At 67.5% G+C, this 13,422-nt stretch carries 12 protein-coding genes; 5 read left to right on the forward strand and 7 right to left on the reverse strand.

Annotated features, from left to right (window positions below):
- The 3 genes from VF662_RS10075 to VF662_RS10085 all read left to right on the forward strand — a co-directional run.
- Nucleotides 1–934, forward strand: a 934-nt coding sequence (locus VF662_RS10075; protein WP_464140555.1) for a beta-ketoacyl-ACP synthase III, incomplete at its 5' end; no start/stop codon positions are given.
- Between the two features lie 85 nt (nt 935–1,019).
- Nucleotides 1,020–1,343: an integration host factor subunit alpha gene (locus VF662_RS10080; protein WP_464140557.1), complete on the forward strand. Its 324-nt coding sequence runs from the start codon at nt 1,020–1,022 to the stop codon at nt 1,341–1,343.
- A gap of 4 nt (nt 1,344–1,347) precedes the next feature.
- Complete coding sequence (locus VF662_RS10085; RefSeq protein ID WP_464140559.1) at nt 1,348–1,725, forward strand: MerR family transcriptional regulator; 378 nt, start codon at nt 1,348–1,350, stop codon at nt 1,723–1,725.
- A gap of 18 nt (nt 1,726–1,743) precedes the next feature.
- Here the strand turns inward: VF662_RS10085 and VF662_RS10090 are convergent, their stop codons facing one another.
- Together VF662_RS10090 and VF662_RS10095 are read right to left on the reverse strand one after the other, a co-directional pair.
- Nucleotides 1,744–2,283 carry a SixA phosphatase family protein gene (locus VF662_RS10090; RefSeq protein ID WP_464140562.1) on the reverse strand — a complete coding sequence of 180 codons (540 nt, stop codon included), beginning with the start codon at nt 2,281–2,283 and terminating at the stop codon, nt 1,744–1,746.
- Between the two features lie 2 nt (nt 2,284–2,285).
- Complete coding sequence (locus VF662_RS10095; RefSeq protein ID WP_464140565.1) at nt 2,286–5,006, reverse strand: ATP-dependent DNA helicase; 2,721 nt, start codon at nt 5,004–5,006, stop codon at nt 2,286–2,288.
- 38 nt (nt 5,007–5,044) lie between these two features.
- Here VF662_RS10095 and VF662_RS10100 point away from each other — a divergent pair, with 38 nt between their 5' ends.
- Complete coding sequence (locus VF662_RS10100) at nt 5,045–6,622, forward strand: lysine--tRNA ligase (protein WP_464140567.1); 1,578 nt, start codon at nt 5,045–5,047, stop codon at nt 6,620–6,622.
- Here VF662_RS10100 and VF662_RS10105 read toward each other — a convergent pair.
- On the reverse strand, nt 6,615–7,691 hold the full coding sequence (locus tag VF662_RS10105) for a S41 family peptidase (RefSeq protein WP_464140570.1): 1,077 nt from the start codon (nt 7,689–7,691) through the stop codon (nt 6,615–6,617). The two genes, VF662_RS10100 and VF662_RS10105, sit on opposite strands and share 8 nt — an antisense overlap.
- Nucleotides 7,692–7,818: 127 nt before the next feature.
- Here VF662_RS10105 and VF662_RS10110 point away from each other — a divergent pair, with 127 nt between their 5' ends.
- Entirely contained in the window at nt 7,819–8,307 is a 489-nt protein-coding gene (locus VF662_RS10110; protein WP_464140572.1) for an Lrp/AsnC family transcriptional regulator, read from the forward strand.
- Here VF662_RS10110 and VF662_RS10115 read toward each other — a convergent pair whose 3' ends face one another.
- From VF662_RS10115 to VF662_RS10130, 4 genes are all read right to left on the reverse strand, one after another.
- On the reverse strand, nt 8,308–10,143 hold the full coding sequence (locus VF662_RS10115; RefSeq protein WP_464140574.1) for a DUF885 domain-containing protein: 1,836 nt from the start codon (nt 10,141–10,143) through the stop codon (nt 8,308–8,310). It abuts the gene before it with no gap.
- A gap of 72 nt (nt 10,144–10,215) precedes the next feature.
- The gene (locus VF662_RS10120; RefSeq protein ID WP_464140577.1) at nt 10,216–10,866 is read right to left on the reverse strand and encodes a prolyl hydroxylase family protein; all 651 of its coding nucleotides are present in this window, start codon (nt 10,864–10,866) and stop codon (nt 10,216–10,218) included.
- A complete protein-coding gene (locus VF662_RS10125; RefSeq protein WP_464140580.1) occupies nt 10,863–12,134 on the reverse strand; it encodes a metal-dependent hydrolase family protein in 1,272 nt (423 codons plus the stop codon). The genes VF662_RS10120 and VF662_RS10125 overlap by 4 nt, the downstream gene beginning before the upstream one ends.
- Before the next feature lie 123 nt (nt 12,135–12,257).
- Nucleotides 12,258–13,262 (reverse strand): RcnB family protein, encoded by a 1,005-nt coding sequence (locus tag VF662_RS10130; protein ID WP_464140582.1) that lies wholly within the window; start codon nt 13,260–13,262, stop codon nt 12,258–12,260.
- Between the last annotated feature and the right edge of the window lie 160 nt (nt 13,263–13,422).

Below are 13,422 nucleotides of genomic sequence, written 5' to 3' on the forward strand. Positions count from 1 at the left end.
CGGCTCGGCGCTGCCGCTGGGCCGGGTGACCAACGCCGAGCTCGCCGAGCGGGTCGAGACCACCCACGAATGGATCGTGGAGCGGACCGGGATCCACGCGCGCCATATCGCCGCCGACGGGGAGACGACGGCGACTCTCGCCACGGAGGCCGCCCGCAAGGCGCTTGAGTCCGCCGGCGTGGATGCCGAGAAGGTCGGCCTGATCGTACTCGCCACCGCGACGCCCGACCAGACCTTCCCGGCGAGCGCGACCCGCGTCCAGACGGCTCTGGGCATCAACGACTGCATCGCCTTCGACGTAGCGGCCGTCTGCACCGGCTTCCTCTATGCCCTGTCGGTGGCCGACAACATGCTGAAGGGCGAGATGGCCGATTACGCGCTCGTGATCGGCTCCGAGACCTTCAGCCGCATTCTGGATTTCGAGGATCGCGCCACCTGCGTCCTGTTCGGGGACGGGGCCGGCGCCTTGCTTCTCAAAGCCGAGGAAGCACAGGATCGCGGCATCCTCGCCACCAAGCTTCACGCGGACGGCCGCCACAACGACCTGCTCTTCGTCGACGGCGGCGTTTCCACGACCGGGACGGTCGGCAAGCTGCGCATGAAGGGCAAGGAAGTGTTCCGCCACGCGGTGACGAACCTCGCCGACGTGCTGAACGAGGTGCTCGCCGCCTCCGGACACACCACCGACGAAGTCGATTGGGTGGTCCCGCACCAGGCGAACAAGCGCATCCTCGATGCCACCGCCAAGAAGCTGGGCATCGACCCGAGCCGCGTCGTCGTCACCGTCGATCAGCATGCCAACACGTCCGCCGCCTCGGTGCCGCTTGCGCTCGACACCGCGGTTCGCGACGGACGGGTCAAGAAAGACGATTTGCTCGTACTCGAGGCAATGGGCGGCGGTTTCACCTGGGGCGCGGCCGTTCTGCGCTACTGACTGGGAAAAAGCGCAATGGTCCATTGCGCTTAGGTTGAAGCTGAACTAGTGTTTCACGCTTCTACCCGGGGGGAGGGAGACTCACATGGCCGATGCTGGTGCGATCAGGAAGCTTGAGGTAGGGACGCTTACGCGTGCGGACCTCTCCGACGTCGTGCATCGGGAGATCGGTCTCTCCCGCGCCGAGTCGGCCAACATAGTCGAGCGCATCCTCTCTCACATGTGCAGCGCCCTCTCCGAGGGCCAGAATGTGAAGATCTCCGGCTTCGGCAGCTTCATCCTCCGCGACAAGGGCGAGCGGGTCGGCCGCAACCCGAAGACGGGCGTCGAAGTGCCGATCGCGCCGCGCCGCGTGCTCACCTTCCGCGCCAGCCAGATCACGCGCGAGCGGATCGTAAACGGCGGCTGATTTCGTGGCCGAGGCCACCCGCAAGAGCGACCAGGCTTTCCGGACCATCGGCGAGCTCGCCGACGATCTCGGAATCCCCCAGCACATCCTCCGTTACTGGGAGACGCGGTTCCCGCAGCTGCGCCCGCTGCAGCGCGCCGGCAACCGCCGCTATTATCGCCCCGCCGACGTCGCCCTCGCGCACCGGATCCACCGGCTCCTCAATCAGGACGGATATACGATCCGGGGCGTCCAGCAGCTCCTCTCAAGCGGCAGCGGCGACGGCGACGGCGAGGACATGGCGCAGCCAAGTGCGCCCGCTCCTGCGGACCAGCCCTCCAGCTTCCCCGCCGAGGACCTGCGCGCGCTCCGCAACACGCTCCGGGACGCGCTGGACGGCTGAAAGCCTCTTCGGCGCAATCTAATAGCTGTCCTCGTCCGGCCCCAGCTCCGGATCGAGATCGCGCGGACGGATGAAGCGGGAGAGGGTCCCCTTCCCTTCGGCGACCTCGCTCCAGCGTCCGACGGGGAGTTCGATCTCGGCGAGCGTCGCCGTCGGATATTTGAGCGCGAGCTCGGCGCGAAGCCCCTCCCCCGTCGTCAGCAGCAGAGCAAGCTTCTCAAGCCCCGGATTATGCCCCACCAACAGCAGCCGGTCCGCGTCGTCCGGGGCGGCATGGACCAGGTCCAGCAAAACATCGGTCGAAGCGAGATAGATGCGCTTGTCGAAAGCCGGATCGAGCGAAGCGCCATAGCCTTTCGCGACATCCTCCAGCGTCTCCATCACTCGCACGGCCGGCGAAGCGATGATCCGGTCGAACGTGAGACCCAGGGAGCGCATCTCGCGGCCGATCGTCTGCGCCGCGCGCCGGCCGCGGGTGTTGAGCGGGCGATCGAAATCGCGCTGCACCGGATCGTCCCAGGCCGATTTGGCGTGGCGCAGCAGCGTCAGCGTCTTCATTCTTATCCTTGCGGAGCCGGAGCGTGCTCCTGCTGATGCCCGAAAGCCGCGTCGGTTGAAAGCCGCGAACGCACGCGCTCGACCGCTTCGCTGAGCGGCACGCGGCGGATCTGCACCCCCGGCGGGAAAGCGTTCAGGAGCCGCGAGGGCGTCGCGGCCGACAGCAGCACGAACATGCCCCGATCCTCCCTTCGACGGATGAGGCGCCCGAACGCCTGAGCAAGGCGGGAGCGGACCACCCGGTCGTCATAGGCCGAACCGCCGCCGACCGTTCGCCGGGCGGCGTGGAGCACGGTCGGCCGCGGCCAGGGCACGCCCTCCATCACCACCAATCGCAGCGACTCGCCCGGCACGTCCACTCCGTCCCGAAGCGCATCGGTCCCGAGCAGCGAGGCCCGCGGATCGTCGCGGAAGATGTCGACCAATGTGCCGGTGTCGATGGGGTCGACATGCTGGGCGTAGAGCGGGAGGCCGGCACGGGCGAGGCGGTCCGCGATCCGGGCGTGCACCGCTTTCAGCCGCTGGATGGCGGTGAAGAGGCCGAGCGTGCCGCCGCCCGCGGCTTCGACCAGGCGGGAATAGGCGCCCGCAAGCTGGGCGACATCGCCGCGCTTGAGATCAGTGACGATCAGCACTTCGCTCTGCGCTGCATAATCGAATGGGCTCTGGGCGCTGAAGCGGCGTGCCGGCTGGTCGAGATGCGCAGCCCCGGTGCGCGCTTCGGCGGAGGACCAATCCTCCGCGCCGCGCAGCGTCGCGGAGGTGACGATCACCCCGTGCGCCGGCTTTAGGACGGTGTCGGCGAGCGGCCGCGTCGGGTCGAGCCAGCGGCGGTGGATGCCGATGTCATATTCGCGGCCATCCACCCGCTCGACCGCCAGCCAATCGACGAAATCCCGATCCGCCGGGCCGCCGAGCCGGGCAGCGAGCGCGATCCACGCCGAAAGCGTCTGCGCCCGCCAGGTGAGGCCGCCGATCGCGCCTTCGATCCGCGCCCGTGCCTGCGCGTCGAGCCAGTCGGGCGCATCCTCCAGCACCGCCTCGAGCCGCTTGCCGAGCGCAATCAGCGGGCGGAGCAGGAACTCCAGGGCTTCCACGGCAGGCGCGGCAGCCTCGATGATCGCCGCGTCGAGCTCGGCAATCTCCGTTTCGAGGCCGTAGCCCGCATCCTGCGCGGTAGCGCGGGCGTAGACGGTGCCGCGCACCGCGGCGAGCAGCTTCTCGACCGGCCCGAACGGCAGCCCTTCCGCGATCCGCTGCAGCCATCCGTCGCCCGGCAGCGCTCCGGCCGCCTGGATTGCGGCATCCAGCGCCATACCTCCCGCCTCGTCATAGGAAGCCACGTCCATCAGCCGCGCCGCAAGGCCGCGCCGCCGGCCGCGCGACTTGCCCTCGGGGCCGATCAGCCAGCGCCGAAGCTCGATCGTCTCCTGCCCTGTCAGAGCGGTGGCAAACGTGGAATCGGCGGCGTCGAACAGATGATGCCCCTCGTCGAACACGAGCCGGGTCGGCGGATTGCCGCTCTCCCTCCCGCGCGCGGCGTTCACCATCACCAGCGCATGATTGGCGATGACGATATCCGCGTCCTGGCTCGCCCGCGCCGCCCGCTCGATGAAGCATTTCCGATAGTGCGGGCAGCCGGCATAGACGCACTCGCCCCGCCGGTCCGTCAGCGCCGTTGAGCCGGCGCGCCGAAACAAGGTCGGCAGCCAGCCGGGCATGTCGCCTCCGACCATGTCCCCGTCCCTCGTATAGGCGGCCCAGCGCGCAACCAGCTGCGCCAGGATCGCCGCCCGGCCCGCAAAACCGCCCTGAAGCGCATCCTCGAGGTTGAGGAGGCAGAGATAGTTCTCGCGTCCCTTCCGGATCACCACCTTCTGCTTACGCTCGTCCGCCTTCGGGAACAGCCGCTTGCTTTCGTGATCCAGCTGCCGCTGAAGTGCCTTGGTGTAGGTGGAGACCCAGACCGCGCCGTCCGCTTTCTCCGCCCAGAGCGAGGCGGGCGCGAGATAGCCGAGCGTCTTGCCGATTCCCGTCCCGGCCTCGGCCAGCAGCAGGTTCGGCTGCCCCTCCGCCACACGCGGGGCGAAGGCGGCCGCTGCTGCGGCGGAGTAATCACGCTGCCCCTCCCTCGTCTCCGCTCCCGGGCCGGCAAGGCCTGCGAGCCGCGCCACCGCCTCCTCCGGATCGATCCGCACCGTTCGGGGCTGCGGGCGGCCGCCGGTCTCCTCCCACTCGGGGAGGCGCGAGAAGAGCCATTTCTCGTCCCGCTCCGGCCGCCGCAGCCGCTCCGCCACCACCGGGGCCCAGGTCCAGCGCAGCCGGTAGAGCGACTGCGCGGAAGCCCAGGCGCCTTCCCGCTCCGGCCACTCCTTTCCAAGCGTCTCGAGCAGCACCGCCGCGGCGCTTCGCAGGAACGGAGCCGCTTGCGCGTCCTCGGAGGGCGCTTCGATCCCGAGCGCGTGCGCAAGACCTTTCGGGGTGGGCACGGCGAACCGCGCCGGGTGCACGAACGCGAACAGCTCCAGAAGATCGAGCCCGGAAAGCTCCGGATAACCGAGCCTCTGGCCCACCAGCGGCGCGTTCAGCATGATCAGCGGCGTTTCCGCCGCCCTGGCGATCGCCTCGCCCCGCCCGAGCCCCTCAACGCGGCCGTCGGCATGCGCCATCCAGATGCCGCCGTGGGTTGCGTAGAGCGCCGGATAGGGCAAAGAGGCGGCCATTCCGCCTAGATGGAGCGGCGGGAACGGAAGGGCAACACTTGTCGATACCCCAGGAGCTTCGCGATGCGGCTTTTGTCTCGAAGGCGTGGCCCTATGAGGAAGCCCGCAAGCTCCTGAAGCGGTATCCGGACGGTCCTCCGGCGGGCGAGATCATATTTGAAACGGGCTACGGGCCAAGCGGCCTGCCGCACCTCGGCACGTTCCAGGAAGTCGCCCGCACATTGATGGTGCGCCACGCCCTTTCGGAGCTGGTGGACTGGCCCAGCCGCCTCATCGCCTTCTCGGACGATATGGATGGGATGCGGAAGGTGCCGCCCGGGGTGCCGCACCAGGACATGATGCACGCGCATCTCGATCAGCCGCTGTCGCGGGTCCCCGATCCCTATGGCTGCGGCCATTCGAGCTACGCCGCCCACAACAACAACCTCCTCCGGCAATTTCTAGACCGCTTCGGCTTCGACTACGAATTCCTCGCCTCCAGCGATTGCTACAATGGCGGCCGCTTCGACCCGGCGCTGAGGTCGGTGCTGCGCAACTATGGCGCGATCATGGATGTGATGCTGCCGACCCTGCGCGAGGAGCGGCGCCAGACCTATTCCCCTGTGCTTCCGATCAGCCCGGCCTCGGGCAAGGTGCTGCAGGTCCCGATCGAGGTGCTGGACGCGGAGGCGGGAACGATCCGCTACACCGACCCGGACACCGGCGAAGCCCTCGAGCAGTCGATCCTCTCGGGCGGCGCCAAGCTCCAGTGGAAGGTCGATTGGGCGATGCGCTGGGTGGCGCTCGGCGTCGACTATGAAATGGCCGGCAAGGATCTGATCGACAGCGTCGTCCAATCCTCAAAGATTGCGCGGGTGCTCGGCGCGCGGCCGCCCGAGGGGTTCAATTACGAGCTGTTCCTGGATGAGAATGGCGAGAAGATTTCGAAGACCAGGGGCAACGGCGTCACCATCGACGAATGGCTCACCTACGCTCCGGAGACGAGCCTCAGCTTCTACATCTACCGGGAGCCGAAGAAGGCGAAGCAGCTCTCTTTCGGCATCATTCCGAAGGCAGTGGACGAATATCAGCAGTTTCTCGCCGCCTATCCGAACCAGCCGTGGAAGGAGCGGCTCGGCAATCCCGTCCACCATGTGCATGCCGGCGAGGTGCCGCCGGCGCGGATGCCATTGAGCTTCGCGCTGCTGCTGAACCTCGTCGGAGTCGCCTCCACGGACGACAAGGAGCTGCTCTGGGCGTTCGTGAAGCGCTACGCGCCCGAAGCCTCACCCGAGACGCATCCGGAGCTCGACGCCCTGATCGGCTACGCGGCCGCCTACTTCCGCGATTTTGTAAAGGGATCACTCCAGCGGCGCGCGCCCGACCAAAAGGAAGCCGCGGCCCTCCGCGATCTCGACTCACAGCTCGGGGAGCTCGCGCCGGACGCAAGCGCCGAGGATATCCAGAACCTCGTCTTCGAAGTCGGCAAGGCACACGCCTTCGAGACCCTTCGCGACTGGTTCAAGGCGCTTTACGAGATCCTGCTTGGGACCAGCCAAGGCCCGCGCATGGGCAGCTTCATCGCGCTCTACGGCATCGACAACAGCCGCCGGCTGATCGCCGAAGCGCTCAGTTGAGCGACGCCAGCGTCTTCGCCCTGGCAGGCTCGACGCCGGCGCGGCGGAGCGCCTCGTCCAGCGCCTGATCGGCGGGCACTTCGACGTCCGGCTTCACGCCCGTGCCTTCCCAGCCCTGGTTGTTGTCGGGATCGAACGTGCGGCCGACGGGGATGAAGGCCGCGAAGTCGTGGCCGAGCGGCACCATTCCGCCATAATGTCCGGCGCCTGCAGTCGTCTCGCCGATCAGGGTCGCGCGGCCGGTCCGCTTCAGGGACAGCGACAGATGCTCGGCGGCCGACGCGGTACGCTTCGAGGTCAAAAGGAAGATCTTCGCGGTGCGGAGGCCGGTGACCTCCTTGGCCGGTATCACGTTGTGCGAGCGCCGCACCACGCCCTCCGGGCCCTTCACCTTCACCAAGGTAGGCCCGTCCTCGAGCGGGCTCCCCCGCCGCTGCTCGACCGCGACCCGTGTGTCCATCTGCACCAGGGTCTGCGGCTTGCCGTAGAAATAGGGGAACATGAGGTCCATCTCCTCAAGCCCGCCGCCGCGATGCCCGCGCGCGTCGATGATCAGGGTCTTCGCATTCGAATGCTCGGCGAGGAAGGTCCGGAGCTTGGCGAGCGTCTCCTCGTCGCCCGGGAACATGCCGAAGCTGATGTAAGCGACCCCGTCGGCGATCCACCCGGACTTTTCGATCGGCTGGACATCGGGGCCCGGGCGGCGCCGCGGCCCCTGCCCCGGCTGCTGCGGCGGCGCACGGCCGATCCGAAGGTGCCCGTCCTTGTGGACCGCCTGGAGGTCCGCCGTCACGGCACGGGCAAATTCCCGGCTGTCGGCGAAACTCGAATAGCCGCCGCTCGCCAGCTTCGCCCGAAGCGCCGCGGCATATTGCTTGCCCACCTCCGGGAAGACGAAATTCTCTTCGAGCTGCGTGGCGAGCGTCTGGACCACCTCCTTCGCTTCCTCCGCAACGAAGGGTGCCGGGGCGGGAGCGGCCTCGGCTGCCGCGGGCTGCTGCGGCGACTGCGCCATCACGGCCGTCGAGGCAACCAAGAGGGCGGCAAGGGCGGAAAGGCGCTTCGGCACAGGTTCATCTCCATCGATTACGTTTATAGTCGTTGCGATCTTATGCTTCGCCAAAAGCGCGTTTTGCGCGAATTCCTATGGGCCAGGTTAGCAGGATCGTGCACGAGAAGGGGTGGAAGTGCATTATATGAGTAAAACACTCGACAAGTTCGACGTCGCCCTGCTGAATCTCCTCCAGGAGAACAACGTCGCGACCGCCGATCAGCTGGCGCGGGAGGTACCGCTGTCACCCTCGGCGATCACTCGGCGCGTCCGCCGGCTGCGCGAGAGCGGCTTCATCGCCGCCGACGTGGCGCTTCTCTCCGAGACCATTCTCGGTCAGCGGCTTCGCGCGGTGGTGCAGGTTCAGCTCGCCGATCACGCGGAGACCGGCGCAATTGCGGGATTTCGCAAGCGGCTTGCCGGCGCGCGCGAGGTGCAGCTCTGCCTCGAGATCACCGGCGCCTTCGATCTCATGCTGGTGATCGTGACGCGCGACATGGCCGCGTTCAACGCCTTTGCCGACGAGGTGTTCGGCGCCAATCCCGGCGTCCGCCGCTACGAGGCGAGCTTCGTCAAGCGGCAGATCCGGAATGCGCCCGCAGTCTGGCTCGACGAGCGAGACGCGGAGCGCTGATCAGCCTCTCTGCGCGGCGATCCAGCGGTCGATCTTCGCTTCCAGCACCGTCAGCGGAAGCGCTCCGCTGTCCAGCACCTGCGCGTGGAAGGCGCGGATGTCGAACCGCGAACCGAGCGCCTTCTCCGCCCGCGCCCGAAGCTCCAGGATCTTCAGCTGCCCGAGCTTGTAAGCAAGCGCCTGCCCCGGCATCGCGATGTAGCGCTCGACCTCCGCCGTCGCATCGGTTTTACCCATCGAGCTGTTGTCGAGCATGTACTTGATTGCCTGATCACGGCTCCAGCCCTTGGCGTGAATGCCGGTGTCGACCACCAGCCGCATCGCCCGAAGCATCTCGTCGTTGAGCCCGCCGAAGCGCTGCAGCGCGTCGGTTTCGACACCCAACTCGTCCCATAAAGTCTCGGCGTAGAGCGCCCACCCTTCGACGAAAGCGGTGTTGCCGCCGAAGCGCATGAAATTCGGCAGCGCCTCATTCTCTTGGGCGAGGCTGATCTGGAAGTGATGCCCCGGCACAGCCTCGTGGAGATAGAGCGTCTCGATGCCCCAGGTGAAGCGCGAGGGCAGATCGTAGGTGTTGTAGTAGAAGACGCCGGGCCGCGTGCCGTCGGGTGTTCCGCTATTGTAGGAGCCCGCCGCATCGGTCTTCTCGCGATAGTCGGGCACCGGCCGGATTTCGAGCGCGCTCTTCGGGGTCAGCGCGAACAGCTCCCCGATCCGCGCGTCGACGCGCTTTCCAACCTCCTCGTACCGCTCCCGAAGCCATTCCTTCGAGGGTGGCTGATATCTCTTGCTCGTGCGGAGATGCTCGAAGAATTGCGCGAGGCTGCCCTTGAAGCCGACCTTCGTCTTCACGCTCTCCATTTCGGACCGGATCCGTGCAACTTCGCGAAGGCCGAGCTGGTGGACCGCGCCCGCGGCCAGCGGCAGGGTGGTGTTCTGCTCGATCAGATAGTCATAGAGAAGCGGCCCGCCCTTCATGTGGACGAGCCCCGCGCCTTCGCGCGCGGCGGGCAGATATTCGCTGCTGAGGAAATCGCGCAGCCGCGAATAAGCCGGCCGGATCTCGTCCCGGATGACCGCCGCGTGCGCCGCCCTCAGCCGCGCCTGATCCGCGGGCGCGATTCCTTCGGGAAACTTCTTCACAGGTCCGTAGAATGTCGAACCCTCGACGCCCTGCTTCAGCTGCAGGTCGAGCTGATCGATCATGTTCCGGACGACGAGCTTCGGCTGAACAACGCCTGCGGCCATGCCCTCGCGGAAGCGGGCGATCGCCTTGTCGATCAGCGCCGGATACTGGCGGTGGCGCTTGAGGTTGTTCTCGTAGTCGGCGAGAGTCTTGAACGGCGCCGCGCCCTCGCCGGAGGCGACATCGGGATACCAGGTGTGGATCCCGGTCATGTGGTCGATCGGCCGAACCGCGCTGAGCGCCAGCAGCGGCTCCTGAAGCCCGCGCAACGCGACCTCGGTCTGCCGCTTGAACACGTCGTAGGCGAGCTGATCGGTCGCGGAGAGCGCGTTTCGGTCTATTGCGGCGAGCCGCCGCAGCTCCTCTTCGCCCGCCCGCCGCTCGGCGGCATAATAGCTCTCCGTGTACATGTCCCCCAGCTCGCCCGCATAGCGCATGTCGCCGCGGAACAATGCGCTCAGCGGGTTGCGGCGGAGATTGGCCTCGTCGCTTTCCTTGAAGAGCGCGCTCAGCTGCTCGGAAGCATTTGGCCTAGGCGCGGCCGGTTCAGCCGCCGGGGCAGCGGCCGGGGCTTGCGGCTCTACCGCGGTGGCCGCGCATGCGGACAGGAGGCCGGCGGCGGCGCCGATCAGGAGGATGTTGGTCTTCATCTTGGCCTCTGCAGTAGCGGGCTTGCAGCGACGCCCATAACGATTTCCCACCGAACCGCCAGCGCACGCGCCTCAGCCCCAAGGCCGCTCCCGATACCATTTGGTGATGATATATTTCACGCCCGCCTCCACCGGCATGCCCTGGTGCAGCGACTGGAGGTTGGGCTCGCCGACGGCATCGAGATTGTTCCAGGCAAGGAGGTTTCCGGCTTTGGGCGAGATCTTGACTTTCGCCTTCGGAAACTCGGTCTGACCCCCCGCTTCGGGCTCGTTCAGGAAGGCCATCACGGTCCATGTCCGCTGGCCGCCCGTGCGCTCCTGCTCCGGCCAGTAAGGCTCGGTCGTGTAGAAGAAATCGTGGTGGCACTTGAATTGCTGTCCCGGCGCGTAGCGCTGACCCTGAATGGTTTCACCATGTGCCGGCTCAATGCCCATCAGCCGGGCGATCTTGACCTCGATCTGCCTCAGCAGCGGGTCCTTCGGATCGAGGTTGCAGGTCTCGCTGGTGCGGAATTGCGGGTCCGGGTTGTCGGCGAGGATCTTCGACGGCTGCCGGTCCGCGTCGATCCGTTTGATAAGCCCCTGGCATTCGGCCGGCATCAGCACATTCCGGCACACGAACAGGTCCAGCCCCTTGGCCGGCACCTTGAAAACGTTCGGCGTCCTCAGCAGCCGGTCCCGGACCGCTGCTCCGACCGCCATCCGGTACAACGGGTCGCTCATTCGATCGTTCGGCCCCGCACCATGACGAAATCCACCTTCTCGAGCGCCCGCACGTTCTGCAGCGGATCGCCGGAAACCGCGATGAGGTCGGCCGAATAGCCGGGCGCGATACGACCGATCTGTCCTTCCATGTCGAGCAGCTTGGCCGCGGCCGTGGTCGCCGACGCGATCGCCTCGGCCGGCGTCATCCCCGCCCTCTCGACCAGCTGCGCGAATTCCTCAGCATTGCGACCATGCTCGTAGACCGCCGAATCCGTGCCGAACACCACCGGCACGCCCGCGGACCGCGCAGCACGCGCCGCCTTGCCGACCTCGTTCAGAGTCATCCGAACCTTTTCGGCAACCGCAGGCGTGAACATGTTCTTCGCGAGCCCCTCGCCGATGCCGGTGAAGGCCATCAGGGTCGGCACCAGGACGGTTCCGTTCGCCTTCATCACGGCGATCGCCTTTGCATCGGCGAAGGTGCCGTGCTCGATCGAATCCACCCCCGCCCGCGCCGCCGCCTCGATGCCGCGGGCGCTGTGCGCGTGCGCCGCCACCTTGAGGCCGAGCGAATGGGCGGTATCGACGATCGACTTCATCTCGGCGTCGGTGAAATGCTGCCCCAGCCCCCGCGCCTGCTGGGAAAGCACCCCGCCGGTCGCGGTGATCTTGATGAGGTCCGCGCCGGCGCGCGACGCCTCCCGGACCCTCGCCGCGCATTGCTCCGGCCCGGTGCAGGTGTTCCCGCCCTGCAGCGCCTGGACGACCTCGGGCCGGAAGCCGGACACGTCGCCATGGCCGCCGATGATCGAGATGGGGGCGCCGGCGGTGACGATCCGCGGCCCCTCAACGATGCCCTCCGCGGTGGCGCGGCGGAGCGCGAAGATCACCTGCGGCGGCGCTCCCACGTCGCGAACGGTGGTGAAGCCTGCCTTGGCGGTGAGGCGGGCGTTCTTGACGCCGATCATCCCCGACCATTCGTTGGTCTCGACCGCTTCCTTCCAATAATCACCGCCCGGATCGCCGGTAAGGTGGGTGTGCGTATCGATCAGCCCCGGAAGCACGGTCTTCGAGGAAAGATCGACCAGCCGCGCGCCCGCCGGCGCGGGGGTGAGCCCGGCCGCGACGCTGCTGATCCTGCCGTCGACGATCGTGATGGTGGACGGCCCGGCCGCGGGCCGGGAGGCATCGGAGATCAGCCGTCCGGCATGGACGACGACCGTCTCGGCCGAGACGGCCGCGGGAGCGGCGGAGAGAAGGAGTGCGGCTGCGAGGCGAGCGAGCATAGGGAGCCTTCGTCTGGAGGAATCGCGGCGGATGCTGCTCCAGACGCGGCGCCCCTGACAAGCAAAAAGCCCGGAGCGCGCTTCACGCCCCGGGCTCTTGCACCATTCCTCCGGCTTCAGCTGCTACCAGAAGAAGTCGTAGATCACGTCGATGACTTCGCCGGTATAGAGATCCACCAGCAGCACGTCGTCATAGTAACGGACCCACCTAGTGCCGGGATAAGCGGGCGGCAGGCGGTATTGCCAGGGATCCGCGATCCAGTAGCGGTTCGAGAAGAACAGCGGCTCCAGCGAGATGCCGATCGAGAAGCGGCTGTAGCGGTGGTTGCGATAGGGCGCGTGATAGCGGCCGGACCGGAAGAGGTTCCGGTTGGTGTAGCGATGGCGCTGCCAATCGTAGCGGCGATCCTGACGCCAGTTGCGGTTCCAGTCGCGGCGGGCTTCCCTCCGGTCCTGCCGCCATTCGCGGCGGTCTTCGCGCCGATCCTGGCGCCATTCCCTGCGGTCGCTGCGGCGATCCTGACGCCAATCCTGGCGGTCCTGATTCTGGTCCTGGCCCCATTGCTGACGGCCCTCCCGACGATCCTCGCGCCTTTCCTGACGGTCCTCGCGCCGATCTTCGCGACGGTCCTGACGCCAGTCCCGCCGGTCTTCCCGACGGTCCTGACGGGCCTCGTTCTGCCGGCGCTGCTGCTCCACGAGCCGGAGGTCGGCACGCTGCTGCTCCTCACGCTGCTGTTCGGCGCGCTGCCGCTCGGCACGCTGCTCCTCGCCCCGCTGCTCGAACTGGCGGAACGCGTCCCGCACCGTCACGGCCTCGCCACGGTCCGCCTCTTCAGCGGCCTGCTCGATGCGCTCCCGGCGCACCTCCTGGCGGTCCTGGCGCCGCTCCGCCCGATCCTCGCGGCGCTCCTCGCGCTGCTCGCGCCGGACCTGCGGCGGCTCGGCCGGCGCCTGCGCCTCGGCGGCTTCCTCGCGCTGCGCCTGCCGTTCCGCACGGCGCTCCTGACGCTCCGCGCGCCGCTCCTGGCGCTCGACCCGGTCTTCGTTATCGACTTCCTGCGCCTGCACGACCGCGGGCGTCACCATGGCCGCGGTCATCAACAATCCGAGCAATGCATTCCGCATCTCAAAAAACTCCTCACACCCCGGCCGGCGAACCCCGCCTCCGATGGATGAGACGTGCTCCAGATTCGATGAGCCGTTGCTGAACCGGGTCGCAAGCGAAACGAAAGGATCAGTCCCGCGGCGGCGGCGGCGCCCTCAGCGCAGGGACTTCCCGCGCAGC

It is taken from the genome of Allosphingosinicella sp. (assembly GCF_036387215.1).
GTDB lineage: Bacteria > Pseudomonadota > Alphaproteobacteria > Sphingomonadales > Sphingomonadaceae > Allosphingosinicella.